Origin of the sequence: Roseateles hydrophilus, assembly GCF_026712245.1 — a bacterium.
Taxonomy (GTDB): Bacteria; Pseudomonadota; Gammaproteobacteria; order Burkholderiales; family Burkholderiaceae_C; genus Pelomonas; species Pelomonas hydrophilus.
Genome location: NZ_JAPPUY010000001.1, coordinates 851,786 through 871,553 on the forward strand (window position 1 = coordinate 851,786; position 19,768 = coordinate 871,553).

Sequence of the window (19,768 nt, forward strand, 5' to 3'; positions counted from 1 at the left end):
GCTTGCCGCCCAGGCCGATGCCGGGACGTCGCCCGCCGGGGCGAACTCCCGGCATGGGCGGTGGCGTCAAGCCAAAGTCACGAGGCATGCAACCCATCTGCATCCAGGCGCAACCGGCGATCCGCCGCCTGCGCCGCCACGTCCGAGTGCGTCACCAGCAGACAAGCCGCGCCAACGTCATGCGTGCAGCGCCGCAGCAGGTCGAGCACCTCCGCCGCATGCCGTGCATCCAGGTTGCCAGTGGGCTCGTCCGCCAGCACCAGCTTTGGCCGGTGCACCAAGGCGCGTGCGATGGCCACCCGCTGCAACTGCCCGCCCGACAACTGCCGCGGCATGCGCGCCGCCAGCGAGCCGAGGTTCACCGCGTCCAGCATCGCCGCCACCCGGCCGTCGTCCCGCTGCCCCAGCAGCCGCAAGGGCAGGGCGACGTTGTCCGCCACGCTCAGGTGTGGCAGCAGGTGGAAGGCCTGGAAGATGAAGCCCAGCGACTGCCGCCGCAGCGCCGAGCGCGCCTCGTCGTCCAGCGGCCGCAGGTCCTGCCCGGCCAGCGTGATCGAGCCGGCATCGGCCTCGTCCAGCCCGGCCAGGCAGTTCAGCAGCGTGGACTTGCCGCTGCCCGATTCGCCCAGCAGCGCAACGATCTCGCCCGCGGCCAGGTCCAGGTCAATGCCGGTGAACACCGGCGTGTCGGCGTAGCGCTTCGCGAGCCCGCGGGCAGAAAGCACCGTCATGCGTTCATCCACCTTTGCAATGCAGCCAGCAGCTCCGGGATGGGCTGCGCGCCATCGCAGGCGATGACGCGCCGCCTGGGCATGCTGCGCAGCCAGGTGACCTGGCGTTTGGCAAGCTGCCGCGTCGCGGCAATGCCGCGCTCGCGCAGGTCGCCCAAGGCAGCGCCGGGCCGCCCCAAGCTGCCTTGACCCCCTCGGGGGGCGGACTGGTCATTGCCCAGTCCTGGGGGCGCCATCTCTTCATCGGCGTCCAGCGCCTCCCACACCTGCCGGTAGCCCACGCAGCGCATGGACGGCAGCGCCAGTGACAGGTCGCCGCGCGCGCGCAGTGCCTTCACTTCGTCGATCAACCCATGCTCAAGCATCTGATCGAAGCGCTGCGCCAGCCGCTCGTGCAGCCAGGCGCGGTCGGTGGGCTCCAGCGAAAACAGCGGCCAGTCCACGCCGTCGTCGCGCGACGCGGCGTGCAGCGCGCTCAAGGGTTGGCCGGTCAGGCGGATGACCTCCAGCGCGCGCTGGATGCGCTGGCTGTCGTTGGGGGCCAGGCGCGCGCCGGTCTCGGGGTCCAGCGTGGCCAGCTCCGCATGCATGGCGGGCCAGCCGCGCTCGGCAGCCTCGGCGTCAATGGCCGCGCGCAGGTCGGCATCGGCCTGCGGCAGCGTCGACAGGCCGTCGAACAGCGCCTTGAAATACAGCATGGTGCCGCCCACTAGCAGCGGCAGCTTGCCGCGCGCGGCGATCTCGCCCGCGAGCCGCTTGGCGTCGCGAACGAAGTCGGCGGCGGAGTAGCTCTCCAGCGGGTCGAGGATGTCGATCAGGTGATGCGGCACCGCGGCCTGCTCGGCGGCCGTGGGCTTGGCGGTGCCGATGTCCATGCCGCGGTACACCAGCGCCGAGTCGACGCTGATGATCTCGACCGGCAGCACCTCGGCGATGGCCAAGGCCGCCGCCGTCTTGCCGCAGCCGGTGGGGCCGGCCAAACAGATCGGGGTCAGAAGCGCTCCCACGGTGCCAGGTAACGCCATTGCCCGACGGGCAGGTGGCCCAGCGGGATGCGGCCGATGCGCACACGCTTCAGGCCCACGACCTTGAGCCCGACCAGCTCGCACATGCGGCGGATCTGGCGCTTCTTGCCCTCGCGCAGCACGAAGCGCAGCTGCTGCTCGTTCTGCCAGCTGACCTTGGCGGGCTTGAGCGTCTCGCCGTCCAGCGCCAGGCCGTGGTTCAGCAGCGCGAGCTTGTTGTTGGACAGCGCCGAATTGGGCAGCGTGCCCTCGGGCACGGGTTCATCGCCGGGCAGGCCGACGTACTCCACGCGCACGAGGTACTCCTTCTCGATGTCGGAGTCGTCGCCGATCAGCGCCTTGGCGATGCGGCCGTCCTGCGTCAGCACCAGCAGGCCGGTGGAGTCGATGTCCAGCCGGCCGGCGGGCGCCAGGTGGCGGTGGTGGTTGGGGTGGGGCTTGATGCCGGACGGGTCGTCCTTCCAGCGGTTCTCCTGCTGGAACAGCACGACGGCGGGCTCGTAGCCATCCTCGGCCTGGCCCGACACATAGCCAATGGGCTTGTGCAGCAGCACGGTGACGAGTTGCGCCTGCGCCTGGCGGGCGGCAGGGTCGATGTCGATCTGTACATCGCCGACGACGCGCTGGCCCAGCACGGCGACCTTGCCGTCGACGCGCACCCAGCCGGCGGCGATCCACTCGTCGGCCTCGCGGCGCGACGCGAGCTTGAGCTCGCTCATGCGCTTGGACAGGCGGTCGCCGTCCTCGGCGTCCACCTCGCGGGCCGGGTTGCGGCGCGCCGTCGGCGGCACAAAGTCCGGGCCGCGGTGGGCCACGCGGCGCTGGTCCACGCGCGGCGGGCGGTCATCCCGCGGGCGGTCGCCGGGGCGTTCGTCGCGGTGTTCGCTGCGGCGCACCGGCTCGCCGCGTGGCGCGCGCTGCGGCGCGTCCGGGTTGAAGCCGCCACTGCGCGGGGCAGGGCGGCCGCCGCGGTGGTCACGGTCATCGCGGTCATCGCGGCGCAAGGGCTCGCCACGCTGGGGCGGCTGCTCGGGCCGGAAGCCGGTGGGCTTGGGCCGGGCCGGGCGCTCCTGGCGATCTTGGCGCTGTGCCGCGCCGCGTTCGCGCTCCTGCTTGGCCTGTTGGGCCTGCTGGTAGCGGGCTTCGCGCTCGGCGCGGTCGGCCTGGGCCCGGGCCAGCGTGGGGCGAGGCTTGGAGACGCCCTTGCCGCGCAGCGGCCCGCGTTTCTCGCCGTCGGCGGTGCGGGCGGTCTTGGCGGCGGGTTTCTTGTTCTTGAGGGTGAGCGTGGCCATGGTTCAGCGTCCGCGGAGGAAAAGGGCGTCCAGCTCTTTCATGTCGAGCTGGCGCCAGGTGGGGCGGCCGTGGTTGCACTGGTCGGCGCGTTCGGTGGTTTCCATGTCGCGCAGCAGCGCGTTCATCTCGTCCAGCGTCAGCTGCCGGTTGGCGCGCACGGCGCCGTGGCAGGCCATGGTGGCCAGGATCTCGTGCTGGGCGCGTTCCAGCACCGAGCTGGCGTCGAACTGCGCCATCTCGGCCAGCAGCTCGCGGGTCAGCGCAACGAGGTCGCTGGCCGCCAGCAGCGCCGGCCGCGAGCGCACGGCGAGTGTGCGCGTGGACAGCGGCGACACGTCCAGCCCGAGCTGGCTCAGCGTGTCGGCATGCTGCTCGGCGGCGGCGACCTCTTCGGCCGTGGCCGCGAAGCTGACCGGGATCAGCAGCGGCTGGCTTTCGATGGTCGTGGAGCCCAGCTTGGCCTTCAGCCGCTCGTAGACAACGCGCTCGTGCGCCGCGTGCATGTCCACGATGACCAGGCCCTGCTTGTTCTCGGCCAGGATGTAGACGCCCTGGATCTGCGCGATCGCGCGGCCCAGCGGCCAGTCCTGGTTCTTGGGCAGCGCGGGCAGGTCGACCAGCGGCGCGGGCCGGCTGTCGGGCAGCGCGGTGGGCACGACCGGCCGGGTGGGTTGCCACAGCGCCTCGGTCTGCACCAGCGACAGCCGCACCTGCTCGGCCGTGGGCGGCACGGGCGGCGTGAAGGCGGCCGGCGCCGCGTAGGCCGGGCGCGGCTCGGCCACGTAGAGCGTGGCGGCGGCCGTCGGCTCGAAGGCCAGCGGCGCCATCGCGGACTCGATGGCCTCGGCGCCGGCCACCTCGGCGCTGCGCGATTGCGCCAGCGCGTCGATGAAGGCGCGGCGCACGGCCTGGTGGATGGCGCGGCCGTCGCGGAAGCGCACCTCGATCTTGGTCGGGTGCACGTTCACGTCCACCAGCTCGGGCGCGATCTCGATGAACAGCACGTAGCTGGGCTGGCGCTGGCCGTGCAGCACGTCCTCGTAGGCGGAGCGGATGGCGTGGCTGATGAGCTTGTCGCGCACATAGCGGCCGTTGACCCAGACGTACTGCTGGTCGGCGCGCGAGCGTGAGGCCTCGGGCAGGCCGGCGCGGCCGGTCAGCGCCAGCGGGCCGGCGCTGTGCTCGAAGGCGCGGCTGTCGTGCACGAAGTCTTCGCCCAGCACGTCGCTGATGCGCTGCTCGACGGACGCGGCCCGCCACTGGTCGACGAGCTTGCCCTCGTGCCAGATCGCGAAGCCCACGTCCGGCCGCGCCAGCGCATGGCGGCGCACGGCCTCCACGCAGTGGGCCAGCTCGGTGGCGTCGGTCTTCAGGAACTTGCGGCGCGCAGGCGTGGCGAAGAACAGCTCGCGCACCTCCACGCTGGTGCCGCGCGAGCGGGCGGCTGCGGCCAGTTCGCCGCTGCGGGCGTCCAGCCGGTGGGCGTGGGGCGCGTCGGCCGTGCGGCTGGCCACCGACATCTCGGACACCGACGCGATGGCCGCCAGCGCCTCGCCTCGAAAGCCCATGGTGGCCACGGACTCCAGCTCGTGCAGCGACGCGATCTTGCTGGTGGCATGGCGCTTCAGCGCCAGCGGCAGCTGGGCCACGGGGATGCCGCAGCCGTCGTCCTCGACGACGATGGCGCGCACGCCGCCGGCCATCAGCTTGACCAGCACGTTCTTCGCCCCGGCGTCCAGCGCGTTGTCCACCAGCTCACGCACCACCGAGGCCGGCCGCTCCACCACCTCACCGGCGGCAATCTGGCTGATCAGCTCATCGGGCAGCTCGCGGATCACGCGCGGCGGGGCAAGTTCTGGCAGGGGCACATCCATCTGCGGGATTATCGACGGGGTGTCATGGTGGCGTCCGGATAATGCCGCGCCATGGACCTGCTGACCTTCCTGATCGACTTCATCCTGCATGTGGACAAGCACCTGGCCACCTTCGTGGCCACCTATGGCGTCTGGGTGTATGCGCTGCTGTTCCTCATCGTGTTTACCGAGACCGGCGTCGTGGTGATGCCCTTCCTGCCGGGTGATTCACTGCTGTTTGTCGTCGGTGCGCTGTGCGGCGCGGGCCTGATGAGCCTGCCGGTGGCCATCGCCGTGCTGCTGGCCGCCGCCATCCTGGGCGATCAGTGCAACTACATGATCGGCCGCTACATCGGCCCCAAGGTCTTCCAGTGGGAGCAGTCGCGCTTCTTCAACAAGAAGGCGTTCGACGCGGCCCATGCTTTCTACGAGAAGCACGGCGGCATCACCATCATCATTGCCCGCTTCATGCCCTTCGTGCGCACGTTCGTGCCCTTCGTGGCCGGCGTGGCCGAGATGAGCCGCGGCAAGTTCACGCTGTTCAACGTCGTGGGCGCCGTCATCTGGGTGGTGGGTCTGTGCGTGGCCGGCTACCTGTTCGGCAACCTGCCGTGGGTGCAGACGCACCTGAGCAAGATCATCTGGGCCATGATCGTCATCCCGGGCTTGATCGTCATCGCCGGCGGCCTGCGGGCGCGATTCAAGGGTCAGCCGGGCTGACTTTTCGAACGGACGGTGCCGCGGGACTAGAGTCGCGGGCTTTGCGACTCTAGTCGGAGATCCCGATGACCCTGTCCCCCCTCATGCGGGCGGCGCTGGCCCTGGCCTGGACGACCTCCGGCCTGGCGCAGGCCGCCACCGTGGCCGAGCCGACGCTGATGCTGCGTCAGCCGGCCGTGTCCAAGACGCACCTGGCCTTCGTTTACGGTGGCGACCTGTGGATTGCCGACCGCAACGGCGCTCAGCCGCGCCGGCTCACCAGCCACGCTGCAGCAGAGTTCGCGCCGCGCTTCTCGCCGGACGGGCGGCAGATCGCGTTCTCGGCCAGCTACGACGGCAACACCGACGTCTACGTCATCAGCGTGGACGGCGGCGATGCGAAGCGGCTGACCTGGCACCCGGCGCCCGACACCGTCAACGGCTGGAGCGCCGACGGCCAGCGCGTGCTGTTTGCGTCGCCGCGCGAGGTGCTGAACAACCGCAGCAATCAGCTGTTCGAGGTCAGCGTGAAGGGTGGCTTTGAGCAGCGGCTGATGGCGGCCGTGGCTTTCGAGGGCGCCTGGTCGCCCGACGGCCGCCAGCTGGCCTACCGGCCCTACAACGCGGCCTACAGCGGCCCCAGCGGCTGGCGCCAGAGCCGCGGCGGCTCGACGCCGCCGGTGTGGATCATGGACATGCAGGGCCCGCAGGCCGGACAGCGCTGGCAGCAGATCCCGCATGTCAATGCGACGGACTCGGCGCCCGTGTGGGCGGGCGGTGAGGTGGTGTTCATCTCCGACCGCGACGGCGATGCAACCGGCGTGGCCAACCTGTTTGTGTTCAACCCGTCCACGCGCGCGCTGCGCCAGCTGACCCGCGAGACCCGCTGGGACGTGCGCAGCGTGGACGCCGTGGGCAGCACGCTGGTGTACGAGAGCGGTGGCCGCATCAAGCAGATCGAGCTGGCCGGCGGCAGCCCGGTGACGCTGGACATTCGCGTGGCCGACAGCGGCGCGCTGGCCCGTCCGCAGTGGCGCGATGCGGCCAAGGCGCTGAGCTCGGCGCGCCTGTCCAGCACGGGCAAGCGCGTGCTGGTCAGTGCGCGCGGCGAGGTGTTTTCGCTGCCCGTGAAAGACGGCAGCGTGCGCAACCTGACCGAGAGCGCCGGTGTGCGCGAGAAGGACGCGCTGTGGAGCCCCGACGGGCAGCGCGTGGCCTATGTGTCGGACGCGCCGGGCATGCGGCACGAGCTGGTGCTGCAGGCGCAGAACGGCCTGGGCCCGCGCGAGCGCTTTGCGCTGGGCAAGGGCAGCTACTTCACGCTGCTGGACTGGTCGCCCGACGGCCAGACGCTGGTGCTGCACGACAACCACCTGAACCTCTACACGCTCGGCCTCGCGGCGGGCGCGCAGCGCGGCCAGCTGGTGAAGCTGGCGTCGGACGCGCGGCGCTTCGGTTCTGACGGCTTCTCGGTGTCGTTCTCGCCGGACAGCCGCTGGCTGGCCTACACGACCTCGGGCGAGAACTACTTTGGCCGCATCTGGCTGCACGAGCTGGGCAGCGGGCACCATCACGCCGTGACCGACGGCCTGTCGCACGCGGGCAACCCGGTGTTCTCGCCCAAGGGCGACGTGCTGTACTTCAGCGCGTCCATCAACTCCGGCCCCGGCCAGGTGGGGCTGGACCTGTCCACGCAGGAGCGGCCGCGCCGCGCCGGGCTGTACGCGCTGGTGCTGGCGGCCGATGGCAAGTCACCGCTGGCGCCGCGCCCGGGTGACGAGGAGGGCCGCAAGGACGACGACGAGGCCGCCAAGCCCGCCGCCAAGAAGCCTGACGACGCCAAGCCGGAGGCGAAGAAGCCGGCCGCGCCCAAGCCGATCCGCATCGACCTGGACGGCCTGCCGCAGCGGCTGGTGGCGCTGCCGCTGGCCGAGCGCAACTACGACAACCTGGCCGTGGGCGCGGACGGCGCACTGTTCTATCTGCAGCGCCCGCAGCCCGGCGCCAGCAACGAGGCGCCGCAGGCCGAGCGCCGCGCCACCGCCGAGCTGTGGCGCTACGACCCGCAGGAGCGCAAGGCCAAGCGGCTGAAGGAGGGCGTGGCCGAGTTCTCGCTGAGCGGCGACGCCAAGAAGCTGCTGCTGACGCTGGCCGGCAACGCGCTGGAAGTGGGCGACGCCAACGACAAGCTCGACGGCAAGCCGGTGGAGCAGTCGTTGCGCATGCGCGTGGACCTGCGCGCCGAATGGCGGCAGATCTTCGACGAGACCTGGTGGATGCAGAAGGAGTTCTTCTACGACGCCGCCCTGCACGGCCTGGATTGGCAGGCCGTCTACGACCGCTACCTGCCGCAGCTGGCCTTCGTGCAGCGCCGCGAGGACCTCAACGACCTGCTGGTGCAGCTGATCGCCGAGCTGCAGGTGGGCCACAACCGCGTGGGCGGCGGAGATGTGCTGCAGGAGCCCACGGTGCCCGTGGGCTTGCTGGGTGCGGACTTCGCGCTGGAGGGCGGGCGCCACCGCATCACGCGCATCTACGCCGGTGACCGCCTCAACCCGCACCTGCGCGCGCCGCTGGCCGCTCCCGGCCTGGGCGTGAAGGCGGGCGACTTCCTGCTCGCCATCAACGGCCGCGAGCTCGATGCCGCGACCAACGTGCATGCGCTGATGGAGAACACGCTGCGCAAGCAGGTCGTGCTGACCGTCGCACAGGACGCCGCCGGCACGGGCAGGCGCGACGTGACCGTGGAGCCCGTCGCCAGCGACGCGCTGCTGCGCCGCTGGGCGTGGATCGAGGGCAACCGCGAGAAGGTGCAGGCCAAGAGCGGCGGCAAGATCGCCTACGTCTACATGCCGGACACCGCGGGGCAGGGCTTCGAGCACTTCAACCGCATGTTCTTCGCGCAGATCGACAAGCCCGCCCTCATCGTGGACGACCGCCGCAACGGCGGCGGCCAGGCCGCGAACTACGTGATCGAGCTGCTGTCCCGCCCCTACCTGGGTGGCTGGAAGGACCGCGACGGCCTGGTGTTCGAGACACCCGGCGGCGCCATCTACGGCCCCAAGGCCATGCTCATCGACCAGGACGCCGGCTCCGGCGGCGACTTCATGCCCTACGCCTTCAAGCGCGTGGGCCTGGGGCCGCTGATCGGCAAGCGCACCTGGGGCGGGCTGATCGGCATCTCGGCCAACCCGCCGCTGATCGACGGCGGCTTCCTGACGGTGCCGTACTTCCGCTTCTACACGCCCGAGGGCGAGTGGCGCATCGAGAACGAGGGCGTGGCGCCGGACATGGACGTGGAGCTGGACCCCGCCGCCGTCAACCGCGGCGAGGACACGCAGCTGGACGCGGCCATCGCCGACGTCATGAAGCGGCTGGCCACGTGGCAGCCCGTGCAGCGCAAGACGGCGCCCGCGCCGGCCACCCTCGGCCGATGAGGGGCGGGGCGGGCTTGTCCCTGCGCGGCCGGCTGTTCCTGCTGGCCCTGCTGCCCTTGCTGGCGTCGCTGGCGCTGATCGCGTTCGCCGTGCGCCACCAGGAGCAGTCGCTCGCCGAGCGCGAGCAGGCGCTGGTGCGGGCCAGCTACCTGGACGCGCGCCGCACCGAGCTCAAGCACTACGTGGACCTGGCCGTCAGCACGGTGCGGCCGCTGCTGGGCCAGCCCGATGGCCAGCGCCGCGCGCTGGACATCCTGCAGTCGCTGGACTACGGCCGTGACGGCTACTTCTTCGTCTACGACCTGCAGGGCCGGGTGCTGATGCATTCGCGCCAGCCCGAGCTGACCGGTCAGAACCTCTGGGCGCTGCGCGACCCGCAGGGCCGGCTCACCATCCAGCAGCTGATTGCGCAGGCCAAGGCCGGTGGCGGCTATGTGGAGTACCAGTGGCGCAAGCCGTCCAGCAGCCTGCTGGCGCCCAAGCTGGGCTATGTGGTGGCCGTGCCCGAGTGGGGCTGGATGCTGGGCACGGGGCTGTACCTGGATGGCATCGAGGCCACGATGGCCGAGCTGGCGCGCGGCGCCCGCCACAACATCACCGTCACGCTGCTGTGGGTGGGCGCGGTGGCCGTCATCGGCGTGGCGCTGATCAGTGCCGGCGCGCTGGCGCTCAACCTCAGCGAGCACCGCAGCGCCGAGGCCAAGCTGCGCGCGCTGGCCCGCGAGGTGGTGCAGAGCCAGGAGGACGAGCGCGCCCGGCTTGCCCGCGAGCTGCACGACGGCGTCAGCCAGGCGCTTGTCGCGACCAAGCTGCTCATCGAGTCGGCCCAGCAGGCGCCGGCCGAGGCCGAGCGGCTGCAGGCGCTGGCGCTGAAGCGGCTCAACAGCACGCTGGCCGAGGTGCGCCACCTGTCGCATGCGCTGCGCCCGGCGCTGCTGGACACGCTGGGCCTGCCCGCCGCGCTGCAGCATCTGGCTGGCGAGTTCGACGCGGCCGGCGGCACGCGCTTCACCGCGCGGGTGCGCGGTGACGAGGTGGCGCTGCCCGAGGCGGTGAAGACCGCGCTGTTCCGCATCACGCAGGAGGCGCTCAGCAACGCGGCCCGCCACGCGCAGGCCACGGCCGTGACAGTGAGCCTGAGTTTCGATCCGCGCGACGGCGTGGCGCTGGAGGTGGCGGACGACGGCCGCGGCTTCGACGCCGATGCCGCCCAGGCGGTGGCCGACCGCGGCCTGGGCCTGCGCAGCATGCGCGAGCGGGCCGACGCGCTGGGCGCCGTGCTGAGCCTCGTGACCTCACCGGGCGTGGGCTGCCGGCTGCGCGTCACACTCTCGGCTGCCGACCTCGCCCGCATCGCCCCATGACTGCCGCCCCCATCCGCATCCTGCTCGTCGACGACCACCCCATGGTGCGCGAGGGCCTGGTGGCGCGCCTGGCCGGCGTGCCGCGCTTCGCGGTGGTGGGCGAGGCCGGCCACCGCGACGAGGCGCTGGCGCTGCTGGCGCAGGTGGCGCCCGACGTCGTGCTGATGGATGTCGGGCTGAAGGATGTCAACGGCATCACGCTGGGCGCCGAGATGCTGGCCGCGCGGCCGGCCATCAAGCTGCTGATGTTCAGCATGTACGACAACCCCGAGTACGTGCAGCGCGCCCTGCAGGCGGGCGCGCGCGGCTACGTGCTGAAGGACGCGCCGGCCACCGAGATCGTGTCAGCCATCGACGCGGTGGCGGCCGGCGGCACCTTCCTGAGCGCGGCCGTGTCGGGCCGGCTGTTCCGCAGCCAGGCGCCGAAGCCGGTGCTGACGCCGCGCGAGAGCGAGATCCTCGCCAAGCTGGGGCAGGGCGCGTCCAGCAAGCAGATCGCGCGTGATCTGGATCTGTCCGTGCGCACGGTGGAAGCCCACCGCCAGAGCATCAAGCGCAAGCTGGACCTGGAGGGCCAGGCCGAGCTGATCCGGTATGCGGTGGAGCATGCGCGGGACGCTGGGGTTGACCCTTAGGTAGTCCCGCGCGTCTGGCCCGCGTGGCTTGACCGATGCCCGGCCGGGGCGGTTTTTCGACACTGACCGGCCCGGCAGCGCCGCCCATCCCGACGTGCGCGCCGCTTTGGAGACAAGCCTCATGAACCTGCGCCGCCACCTCGCGTGGGCGGGCGTCGCGATCCTGGGCGCTGCGTCGCTTGCCACCGTGGCCTTGAGCCGTGGCGAGACGATCAGCGCGCTGTGGGTCGTGTCCGCCGCCCTGTGCGTCTACCTCATCGCCTACCGCTACTACAGCCTGTTCATCGCCGACAAGGTGCTGGAGCTGGACGCCAAGCGCCAGACCCCGGCCTGGAAGTACAACGACGGCCTGGACTACGTGCCCACCAACAAGCACGTGCTGTATGGCCACCACTTCGCGGCCATCGCCGGTGCCGGCCCGCTGGTGGGCCCGGTGCTCGCGGCGCAGATGGGCTATCTGCCCGGGCTGCTGTGGATCCTGGCCGGCGTGGTGTTTGCCGGCGCGGTGCAGGACTTCATCGTGCTGTTCATCTCCACGCGCCGTGATGGCCGGTCGCTGGGCGACCTCGTCAAGCAGGAGATGGGCACCGTGCCCGGCCTGATCGCGCTGTTCGGCGCGTTCATGATCATGATCATCATCCTCGCGGTGCTGGCGCTCATCGTCGTGAAGGCGCTGGCGGAGTCGCCGTGGGGCGCGTTCACTGTGGCGGCCACGATCCCCGTGGCGCTGTTCATGGGCGTGTACCTGCGCTTCATCCGCCCGGGCCGCATCGGCGAGGTGTCCGTCATCGGCTTCGCGCTGCTGATGGCCGCCATCTTCGGCGGCCAGTGGGTCAGCGAGCATCCGACGCTGTCGCACCTGTTTACCTTCACGCCGGTTCAGCTGGTGTGGGCGCTGATCGGCTACGGCTTCGTGGCCGCTTGCATTCCCGTGTGGCTGCTGCTGGCGCCGCGCGACTACCTGTCGACCTTCCTGAAGATCGGCACCATCGTCGCGCTGGCCATCGGCATCATCATCGTGGCGCCGCCGCTGAAGATGCCGGCGCTGACGCAGTTCGCCGCCGGCAACGGCCCGGTGTGGGCCGGCAACCTGTTCCCCTTCCTGTTCATCACCATCGCCTGTGGCGCGGTGTCGGGCTTCCACTCGCTGATCTCCTCGGGCACGTCCCCGAAGCTGCTGGAGAACGAGACCCACGCCCGCTACATCGGCTACGGCGGCATGCTGGCCGAGAGCTTCGTCGCCGTGATGGCGCTGGTGGCCGCCTCGTGCATCGAGCCGGGCGTGTACTTCGCGATGAACAGCCCCGCGGCCGTCGTCGGCAAGGACGCCGCCACGGTGGCCCAGACGCTGTCCACCTGGGGCTTTGTCGTGACGCCCGAGATGCTGACGCAGGCCGCAGCCGACGTCGGCGAGAAGACCATCCTGGCCCGTGCCGGCGGTGCGCCGACGCTGGCCGTGGGCATGGCCGAAATCCTGCACCAGGTGGTGGGCGGCAAGGCCATGATGGCCTTCTGGTACCACTTCGCCATCCTGTTCGAGGCCCTGTTCATCCTGACCGCCGTGGACGCCGGCACGCGCGCCGGCCGCTTCATGCTGCAGGACCTGCTGGGCAGCTTCGTGCCCTCGCTCAAGCGCACCGAGAGCTGGGTGGCCAACCTGCTGGCCACCGGCCTGTGCGTGGCGGCCTGGGGCTACTTCCTGTACCAGGGCGTGGTCGACCCGCTGGGCGGCATCAACACGCTGTGGCCGCTGTTCGGCATCGCCAACCAGATGCTGGCCGCCGTGGCGCTGCTGCTGGGCACGGTCGTGCTGTTCAAGATGAAGAAGGACCGCTACGCCTGGGTGACGGCGGTGCCGGCCGCCTGGCTGCTGGTCTGCACGATGACGGCCGGCTGGCTGAAGATCTTCTCTGCCGACCCGAGGCTGGGCTTCCTGGCCCATGCCGACAAGTACGCTGCCGCGATTGCCGAGGGCAAGGTGCTGGCACCGGCCAAGAGCCTGGACGCGATGTCGCGCGTGGTGTTCAACGACCGGCTGGACGCGGCGCTGTGCGCGCTGTTCATGGGCGTGGTGATCAGCGTGCTGATCTACAGCGTCAAGTCCATCCTGGCTGCGCGCCGCACCGGCAAGGTCACGGCGCAGGAAACGCCTTTCGTGGCGCTGCCGGCGGGCCAAGGTGCGTGAACTGGGCCGCGAGCTGGCCCAGGCCGGCCGCTACCTCACGCAGAGCCTGCGCTTGATGGTGGGCGTGCCGGACTACGGCAGCTACCTGGCCCACCACCAGGCCACGCACCCGGACCGGGCGCCGATGAGCTACGAGGAGTTCTTCAGGGAGAGGCAGGCCGCGCGCTACAGCGCGCGTGTCGGGAAGTGCTGCTGACCCCGCAGCGCGAACCCCACGCCTCTTCCTGAAGACCACCCGCAGGCGCTGCCTGCAGTGCGGTTTCAGCGAGCCGCTGGCGAGAAATGCTTTCTGTCCTGGTCGGACGCTGAAGACGAGACCGTGAAGCGTGCCGTCTCCGGCCTGAGTTCAAGCCTGCAGCTCTGTGAACAGAACTCGCCGTTGTGGCGGCCGTGCAGTTCATGGTGAACCACGTTGCCGGCGCGGACGAAGACCAGCAGGAAGCTGCCCTCATCGACGCCCTGCGGGTAGGCGTTCGCGCAGGACGTGAACGACGCTGGCAGGGCGCTGCAGATGTCGTCCGTCGAGGTGTAGGGGCTGAACACCAACGCGCGATCCCACGCAAACGGTGTGAGTGCTGCAAGGTCAATCGTCTCGGCCTTGGCCGCTTCGGCGCCGATGCGCGCGGATACCTGCGGGCTCGGTGAACAGGCAGTCAACGTGGCGGCGGTCATGAGACCCAGCAGCCCTCGAAGTGCGCGCATCGGGTGGTCCAGTGTTCGAGTCATGGCGTGCGGCAGTGTCTCTCCGTCAGCAGCGGTGCAGCGCGGCGGGGTGAGCGCATGCGTGGTTGACGGTGCTCGCTCAGCGCGGCAGCAGCAGGCCTTCGTGCCGGGCCACGTGTTCCAGCGCCGCTTCCAGGCTGTTGCGGCAGGCCGCCGTGACGCGGACGAGGTGGCCGTGCAGGGCCGCATCGGCCGCGTTGCGGTGTTCGCAGTCGGCGCTGTAGGCCTCAAAGTGCGACAGCTGCACCAGCAGCTCAGCCAGGTGGCGAGGGCATTCGCAGGCGATGGTGGACGACAGGCTGGCGAAGTCGGCCAGCGCGGCGTCGCTCCAGCGGCGCGGGGCCGGCGTGGGCAGCAGTGGCAGCGTGGGCGCGGTGCCCGCGTGAGGCGCGCTCAGGTCTTGCAGCCATTGCGCCAGCACGCTGTCGGGCTGCGGTTCGCGCAGCAGCCGCAGGCCGGCGTCCGCCAGCGCGTCGCTGACCGCATCGGCGGCGAAGCGGTACAGCACCGCCTTGGGCGTGGCGGCGAGCGCCGGCGCGGCGGTGTCAAAGGCGGCCAGCCAGTCCGGGTGCAGCTGCGGCTTTTGCACGAGCACGGCATCCACCGGCGTGTCGGCCAGCGCCGCCGCGGCCTGGGCTGCGTCCTCAAACGGTCCCAGCAGCACCAGCGCCGCGCCCAGCCGCTGCAGCAGCGTCGGGCGACGCAGCCGTTCGCCCAACGCGGCGCCGATGACGGCCAGGCGCAGCGGCGGCCGGGGCGCCAAAGCGGCCGCGCGGCCGCCGGCCGACTGCGTGGCGGCCAGCGTGTTCGCATGCGTGGCTGCCACCTGCTGCAGTTGCGCCATGTCCAGCGCCGCGAGCTGGCCGATGGCATGCCCCAGGTCATTGAGCTGCTTGATGAGGGTGAGCCGCCGCACATCGTCCGCCGAGTACAGGCGCTGGCCGCTCGGCGAGGTGGCCGGCTGCGTCAGCGCGTAGCGGCGCTCCCAGTTGCGCAGCGTGGCCACCGGCACGCCCAGCATGCGGGCGACGGCACCGCTGCGGTGATGGCTGGTGGTGCGTGAGGATCGGGTCATGGCTCTCCTGAATGAATCGGGTTTGAATCGCATTATGTGATTTGTGGCGGCGATTTCGGTGATGTGAATCCGAAATGAGTTCGTAATGCTTACGATGGCGCGATGTTGACGAGTCAAATCAGGCGCATGGCCATCATTGGTGCCGGCATGGCCGGGGCGAGCTGCGCGCAGGCGCTCGCACAGGCCGGGTTGGCGGTGCAGGTGTTCGACAAGGCCCGTGGGCCCGGCGGGCGCCTGGCCACACGACGCATGGCCTGGGTGGACGGCGCCGGCCAGCCCATCGAGACGCGGCTGGATCACGGCACGCCCGGTCTCAGCGTCCAGGGCGGCGCGTTTGATGCGTTCATCCGCCAGGGGCAACGGTTCGGCTGGCTTGCGCAGTGGCACCCGGTGCTGGCCGAGGGTAGCGAGCCGGCGCTGCAGGACGCGGTGCTCCACGTGCCCGTGCCCGACAACCCCGAGGTGTGTCGCCAACTGCTGAGCGGGGTCAGCACCACGTGGTCGTGCGCGATTGATCAGCTGCGCTGGACGCCCGCTGGCTGGCAGCTGGAGGCGGCTGGCGAGGCGCAGGGCGCGCCGGTTGATGCCGTGTTGCTGGCGCTGCCGCCGGCCCAGGCGGCGCCGCTGCTGGGCCCGCACCGCAACGATTGGTCGCGCCATGCGGCGCTGGCCCCCATGCAGCCCTGCTGGACGCTGATGGGCGTGGCCGCCGAGCAGGGCGCGCCCGACTGGACGCTGGCTCGGCCCGCCGCCGGCCCGCTGGCCTGGCTGATGCGCAACGACGCGCGGCCCGGCCGGCAGCGGGTGCCAGGGCAGGCGCATTGGGTGGCCCATGCCCGTGCGGGCTGGAGCCGTCAGCATCTGGAGCAGTCGCCCGAGTGGGTGCAGCAGCAACTGCAAGCCGCCATCGCCGAGTTGTTCGGCCATGCGGTGGCCTGGCAGCACGCCACCGTGCACCGCTGGCGCTACGCCACGCCACAGCGCCTCAGCGCGCCGGGCGCGTCCTTCTGGTGGGATGGCGCGCAAGGCCTGGGCGTGTGCGGCGACTTTCTGGGTGGGGCGGGCGCGGAGGGCGCCTGGTTGTCGGCGCAGTCGCTGGCAGAGGCGGTGCAACGCTGGGCGCGCGGCACGGCGGAGGCCGCGTGAGCGCGCGCGAACGCCAGGGCTTTCGCGGCAACAAGGCCGCGCTGCCCAGCAAGCCCTGTGTGGCCTGCGGCCTGCCCATGAGCTGGCGCCGCCGCTGGGCCAAGACCTGGGCCGAGGTGAAGTACTGCTCCGACGCCTGCCGCCGCCGTGGAGACGCGCGTGGCTGAGTTGCGCCACCTCGTCATCGTGCTGGGCGACCAGCTGGACCTGGACGCGTCGGGCTTCGACGGCTTCGACGCCGCGACCGACGCCGTCTGGATGGCCGAGGTGGCGGAGGAGTCCACCCACGTCTGGAGCAGCCAGCCGCGCACAGCGGTGTTCCTCGCCGCGATGCGCCATTTCGCACTGGCGCTGCAGGCGGCCGGCCGGCCGCTGCACTACACGCGGCTGGAGGATGCGGGCAATGCCGGCTCGCTGGCCGCGCAGCTGGCGGCCGACATCGCGCGGCTGCGGCCCGCCGGCCTCGTGATGAGCGCGCCGGGCGATTGGCGCGTGCTGCAGTCCATCAAGGCGGTGGCCGCGTCAGCGGGCCTGCCGCTGGACATCCGCGAGGACCGCCACTTCTTCGTCACCGTGCGCGAGTTCGCGGCCCATGCGAAGGGCCGCAAGTCGCTGCGCATGGAGTACTTCTACCGCGAGCAGCGCCAGCGGCACGGCGTGCTGATGCAGAACGGCCAGCCCGAGGGCGGCCAGTGGAACTTCGACGCCGACAACCGCGAGGCCTTTGGCTCGGCAGGCCCGGGCCTGCTGCCGCCGCGCGCGGGCTTCGAGCCCGATGCGGTCACGCGCGACGTCATCGAGTTGGTGCAGCGCCGCTTCGCCAGCCACCCCGGCCGCCTGGACAGCTTTGCCTGGCCGGTCACGCGCGAACAGGCGCTGCAGTCGCTGCAGGACTTCATCACTCACCGCCTGCCGCTGTTCGGTCGCTACCAGGACGCGATGTGGCCGGGCGACCCCTGGCTGTACCACTCGCACCTGTCCGCCGCGCTCAACCTCAAACTGTTGAACCCGCGCGAGGTGGTGGCCGCCGCCGAGGCCGCCTGGCGCGCCGGCCACGCGCCGCTGGCCAGCGTGGAAGGCTTCATCCGCCAGATCCTCGGCTGGCGCGAGTACGTGCGCGGCATTTACTGGACACGCATGCCGGCCTATGCCGACGGCAACGCGCTGGACGCGCACGAGGACCTGCCCGCCTGGTACTGGACCGGCGCCACCGACATGGCCTGCCTGCGCGATGCGCTGGCGCAGACGCTGGCGCACGGCTACGCCAACCACATCCAGCGCCTGATGGTGACGGGCCTGTTCGCGCTCATGCTCGGTGTCGAACCGCAGCAGGTGCATGCCTGGTATCTGGCCGTGTACGTGGACGCGGTCGAGTGGGTGGAGCTGCCCAACACGCTGGGCATGAGCCAGTACGCGGATGGAGGGCTGATGGGCAGCAAGCCGTATGTCGCCACCGGCAAGTACATCCAGCGCATGAGCCCGCACTGCCAGAGCTGCCGCTACGACCCCGCGCAGCGGGCCGGCGACCGCGCCTGCCCGTTCACGACGTTGTACTGGGACTTCCTGATGCGCCACGAGCAGGCACTGGCGCGCAATCCGCGCATGGCGCTGCAGGTGAAGAACGTGGCCCGGCTCAGCGATGCGGACCGGCAGGCGGTGCTGGCGCGTGCCGGCGCCATCCGCCGCGGCGAGGTGGGCCATGGCTGACGCGTTCGCCCCGACGCTGGACGCCGCCCGGGCGCGCATCGCCGCCGTGCGGCCGTCGGCCTATGCCCGCACGCGCAACGCGCTGGATGGCGCGGTGACCGGGCTGTCGCCGTACCTCACGCACGGCCTGGTGACGCTGCCCGAGGTGCTGGCCGGCGTGGTGGCGCGCCACCCGCTGGACGTGCAGCACAAGTTCGTCTACGAACTGGGCTGGCGGGCCTACTTCCGCCATGTGTGGGCGCATCGGGGGGAGGGCATCCTGCAATCGCTGCACGACGGCCCGCTGCCCGACCAGGCCTACGCCCGCGCGCTGCCCGACGACATTCGCCAGGCCTGCACCGGCGTGCCCGTGGTGGACGAGGCTGTGCGCACGCTCTACGCCACCGGCATGCTGCACAACCATGCGCGCATGTGGCTGGCCAGCTACGTGGTGCATGTGCGCCAGGTGCACTGGCGGGCCGGCGCCGACTGGCTCTACGCCCACCTGCTGGACGGCGACCTGGCCAGCAACCACCTCAGCTGGCAGTGGGTGGCCGGCACCGGCAGCCACAAGCCCTACCTGTTCAATGCCAACAACGTGGCCCGTTATGCGCCCGCGGCCTGGCACAGCCCGGGCAGCGTCATCGACACGAGCTACGAGGCGCTGGACCGCATGGCGCGCGAGCCGCGGCCGGACGCTTCGCAGGGCCGCCGTGTGGCGGACGTCATCGAGCCGGGCTTGAGCTGCGAGCCGCCGGCCGACTTGGGTGCCATCGCGCCCAACCCGGCCCGCGTGGCCGGCGCCGAGGTCTGGCTGGTCCACCCCTGGAACCTGGGCGAGTTGCCAGCCGCGCTGCCGGCTGGCACGCGCGTCATCGGCCTCTGCGTGGCCGACTTTCACCGCGCCTGGCCGTGGAGCGAGCGCCGCTGGCGCTTCGTCGGCCCGCGGCTGGCCGGGCTGGTGGACGAGGTCTGGCACGGCGACTCGGCGGCCATCGCCGCCGCGCTGCAAGGGGCGGCGAGCGTGCGCAGCGTGGCCGAGCCGCACCTGGCGCCGTGGCTTACCCGCTGGGCGGAGTGCCTGCCCGCACCGGCGCTGTTCCCGCCGGTGGAGCACCGCTGCGACTCCTTCTCGCAGTGGTGGACGCGCGCGACCCGCGGGCTGACGTCGGCGACCGACCTGCTGGCTGTCAACGAGGTGCCGGCCTGGTGAGGTACAAGCGCGGGCCATGCTGGTCCCGCGCGACGACGCCCTGCCCGAAGGCTTCCGCCTCCTCCCCGGCCTGCTGACGTCCAAGCGGCGCCAGGCGCTGGTCGCCGAACTGGCCGCGCTGCCGCCCGGTGCGGCAGGGCAGCGTGAACTGCTGGATCAGCCCTGGTGCCAGGCGCTGGCGTGGTGGCTGAAGGCGCTGCCGCATTTGCAGCCGTTCCTGCCGACCGACGGCGTGGCCGTGCAGTGCACGCTGTTCGAGAAGTCACCTGACCGCAACTGGCTGGTGGCACTGCACCAGGACCTGGCCGTGCCGGTCGCCGAGCGCGTCGACCACGCCGCGCTGAGCGGCTGGTCCGTCAAGGGCGGACGCCATTTCGTGCTGGCGCCCGCCGCGCTGCTGGCGCAGATGGTGGCACTGCGGTTGCACCTGGACGACGCGACCGAGGCCGATGGCGGCCTGCGCTTTGTGCCGGGTTCGCACCGGGCGGGCGTGCTCGACGACGCTGCCGTGGCGACCTGGCGCCGGCAGCGGGGCGAGGTGGCCGTCGATGCCCGGGCCGGTGACGCACTGCTGATGCGGCCGCTGGCGCTGCATGCGTCGTCCAAGGCGACCGCGCCGTCCGGGCGGCGGCGCGTGCTGCATGTGCTGTTCGGGCCGCGCGAGCTGCTACTGGGGCTGCGCTGGCATCAGGCCGTCTGACGC

Annotated in this window: 17 protein-coding genes; 11 read left to right on the forward strand and 6 right to left on the reverse strand. The window is 71.4% G+C overall.

The features are described 5' to 3' along the window. Positions 1–77: 77 nt before the first annotated feature. Genes NYO99_RS03775 through mutL form a run of 4 tightly spaced genes read right to left on the reverse strand, consistent with a single transcriptional unit; the run spans position 78 to position 4,923 of the window. Positions 78–731 (reverse strand): ABC transporter ATP-binding protein, encoded by a 654-nt coding sequence (locus NYO99_RS03775; protein ID WP_268165760.1) that lies wholly within the window; start codon positions 729–731, stop codon positions 78–80. Continuing rightward, positions 728–1,756: a tRNA (adenosine(37)-N6)-dimethylallyltransferase MiaA gene (gene miaA / locus NYO99_RS03780; protein ID WP_268165761.1), complete on the reverse strand. Its 1,029-nt coding sequence runs from the start codon at positions 1,754–1,756 to the stop codon at positions 728–730. Before miaA ends, NYO99_RS03775 begins: the two co-directional genes overlap by 4 nt. Beyond that, on the reverse strand, positions 1,723–3,048 hold the full coding sequence (locus NYO99_RS03785) for a pseudouridine synthase (RefSeq protein ID WP_268165762.1): 1,326 nt from the start codon (positions 3,046–3,048) through the stop codon (positions 1,723–1,725). The genes miaA and NYO99_RS03785 overlap by 34 nt, the downstream gene beginning before the upstream one ends. A gap of 3 nt (positions 3,049–3,051) precedes the next feature. Beyond that, entirely contained in the window at positions 3,052–4,923 is a 1,872-nt protein-coding gene (gene mutL / locus NYO99_RS03790) for a DNA mismatch repair endonuclease MutL (protein ID WP_268165763.1), read from the reverse strand. A 51-nt stretch (positions 4,924–4,974) separates the two neighbouring features. On the opposite strand from mutL, the gene NYO99_RS03795 reads away from it, so the two are divergent. The 6 genes from NYO99_RS03795 to NYO99_RS03820 all read left to right on the forward strand — a co-directional run bounded on the left by NYO99_RS03795 (position 4,975) and on the right by NYO99_RS03820 (position 13,418). Further along, positions 4,975–5,622, forward strand: a complete 648-nt coding sequence (locus NYO99_RS03795; RefSeq protein ID WP_268165764.1) for a DedA family protein — start codon at positions 4,975–4,977, stop codon at positions 5,620–5,622. A 65-nt stretch (positions 5,623–5,687) separates the two neighbouring features. Beyond that, positions 5,688–9,038, forward strand: a complete 3,351-nt coding sequence (locus tag NYO99_RS03800) for a S41 family peptidase (RefSeq protein WP_268165765.1) — start codon at positions 5,688–5,690, stop codon at positions 9,036–9,038. 14 nt (positions 9,039–9,052) lie between these two features. Then, positions 9,053–10,402 carry a cache domain-containing protein gene (locus NYO99_RS03805; RefSeq protein WP_268165766.1) on the forward strand — a complete coding sequence of 450 codons (1,350 nt, stop codon included), beginning with the start codon at positions 9,053–9,055 and terminating at the stop codon, positions 10,400–10,402. Further along, positions 10,399–11,037 (forward strand): response regulator transcription factor, encoded by a 639-nt coding sequence (locus tag NYO99_RS03810; protein WP_268165767.1) that lies wholly within the window; start codon positions 10,399–10,401, stop codon positions 11,035–11,037. The genes NYO99_RS03805 and NYO99_RS03810 overlap by 4 nt, the downstream gene beginning before the upstream one ends. Positions 11,038–11,158: 121 nt before the next feature. Then, the gene (locus tag NYO99_RS03815) at positions 11,159–13,222 is read left to right on the forward strand and encodes a carbon starvation CstA family protein (protein ID WP_268165768.1); all 2,064 of its coding nucleotides are present in this window, start codon (positions 11,159–11,161) and stop codon (positions 13,220–13,222) included. Further along, on the forward strand, positions 13,215–13,418 hold the full coding sequence (locus NYO99_RS03820; protein WP_422395468.1) for a YbdD/YjiX family protein: 204 nt from the start codon (positions 13,215–13,217) through the stop codon (positions 13,416–13,418). The genes NYO99_RS03815 and NYO99_RS03820 overlap by 8 nt, the downstream gene beginning before the upstream one ends. Positions 13,419–13,483: 65 nt before the next feature. On the opposite strand, the gene NYO99_RS03825 is transcribed toward NYO99_RS03820, so the two are convergent. After that, entirely contained in the window at positions 13,484–13,948 is a 465-nt protein-coding gene (locus NYO99_RS03825) for a hypothetical protein (RefSeq protein WP_268165769.1), read from the reverse strand. 76 nt (positions 13,949–14,024) lie between these two features. Further along, positions 14,025–15,020, reverse strand: a complete 996-nt coding sequence (locus NYO99_RS03830; RefSeq protein WP_268165770.1) for a MerR family transcriptional regulator — start codon at positions 15,018–15,020, stop codon at positions 14,025–14,027. A 126-nt stretch (positions 15,021–15,146) separates the two neighbouring features. Between NYO99_RS03830 and NYO99_RS03835 the strand changes: the two genes are divergently transcribed. The 5 genes from NYO99_RS03835 to NYO99_RS03855 are packed head-to-tail and all read left to right on the forward strand — an operon-like array spanning position 15,147 to position 19,765. Next, positions 15,147–16,166 (forward strand): NAD(P)/FAD-dependent oxidoreductase, encoded by a 1,020-nt coding sequence (locus NYO99_RS03835; RefSeq protein ID WP_268165771.1) that lies wholly within the window; start codon positions 15,147–15,149, stop codon positions 16,164–16,166. Next, positions 16,163–16,333: a DUF2256 domain-containing protein gene (locus NYO99_RS03840; RefSeq protein ID WP_268165772.1), complete on the forward strand. Its 171-nt coding sequence runs from the start codon at positions 16,163–16,165 to the stop codon at positions 16,331–16,333. The genes NYO99_RS03835 and NYO99_RS03840 overlap by 4 nt, the downstream gene beginning before the upstream one ends. Beyond that, a complete protein-coding gene (locus NYO99_RS03845) occupies positions 16,326–17,873 on the forward strand; it encodes a cryptochrome/photolyase family protein (protein WP_268165773.1) in 1,548 nt (515 codons plus the stop codon). Before NYO99_RS03840 ends, NYO99_RS03845 begins: the two co-directional genes overlap by 8 nt. Beyond that, positions 17,866–19,065, forward strand: coding sequence for an FAD-binding domain-containing protein (locus tag NYO99_RS03850; RefSeq protein WP_268165774.1), 1,200 nt, complete (start codon positions 17,866–17,868; stop codon positions 19,063–19,065). Before NYO99_RS03845 ends, NYO99_RS03850 begins: the two co-directional genes overlap by 8 nt. Positions 19,066–19,081: 16 nt before the next feature. Further along, entirely contained in the window at positions 19,082–19,765 is a 684-nt protein-coding gene (locus tag NYO99_RS03855) for a phytanoyl-CoA dioxygenase family protein (RefSeq protein ID WP_268165775.1), read from the forward strand. Positions 19,766–19,768: the final 3 nt, after the last annotated feature.

Excerpts from the sequence above, each read along its gene's own strand:
- NYO99_RS03830 (WP_268165770.1), bottom strand. The coding sequence starts at position 15,020 with ATGACCCGATCCTCACGCACCACCAGCCATCACCGCAGCGGTGCCGTC.
- NYO99_RS03775 (WP_268165760.1), bottom strand. The coding sequence starts at position 731 with ATGACGGTGCTTTCTGCCCGCGGGCTCGCGAAGCGCTACGCCGACACG.
- NYO99_RS03810 (WP_268165767.1), top strand. The coding sequence starts at position 10,399 with ATGACTGCCGCCCCCATCCGCATCCTGCTCGTCGACGACCACCCCATG.
- NYO99_RS03795 (WP_268165764.1), top strand. The coding sequence starts at position 4,975 with ATGGACCTGCTGACCTTCCTGATCGACTTCATCCTGCATGTGGACAAG.
- miaA (WP_268165761.1), bottom strand. The coding sequence starts at position 1,756 with ATGGCGTTACCTGGCACCGTGGGAGCGCTTCTGACCCCGATCTGTTTG.
- NYO99_RS03785 (WP_268165762.1), bottom strand. The coding sequence starts at position 3,048 with ATGGCCACGCTCACCCTCAAGAACAAGAAACCCGCCGCCAAGACCGCC.
- mutL (WP_268165763.1), bottom strand. The coding sequence starts at position 4,923 with ATGGATGTGCCCCTGCCAGAACTTGCCCCGCCGCGCGTGATCCGCGAG.
- NYO99_RS03815 (WP_268165768.1), top strand. The coding sequence starts at position 11,159 with ATGAACCTGCGCCGCCACCTCGCGTGGGCGGGCGTCGCGATCCTGGGC.
- NYO99_RS03855 (WP_268165775.1), top strand. The coding sequence starts at position 19,082 with ATGCTGGTCCCGCGCGACGACGCCCTGCCCGAAGGCTTCCGCCTCCTC.
- NYO99_RS03850 (WP_268165774.1), top strand. The coding sequence starts at position 17,866 with ATGGCTGACGCGTTCGCCCCGACGCTGGACGCCGCCCGGGCGCGCATC.
- NYO99_RS03825 (WP_268165769.1), bottom strand. The coding sequence starts at position 13,948 with ATGACTCGAACACTGGACCACCCGATGCGCGCACTTCGAGGGCTGCTG.
- NYO99_RS03835 (WP_268165771.1), top strand. The coding sequence starts at position 15,147 with ATGGCCATCATTGGTGCCGGCATGGCCGGGGCGAGCTGCGCGCAGGCG.
- NYO99_RS03800 (WP_268165765.1), top strand. The coding sequence starts at position 5,688 with ATGACCCTGTCCCCCCTCATGCGGGCGGCGCTGGCCCTGGCCTGGACG.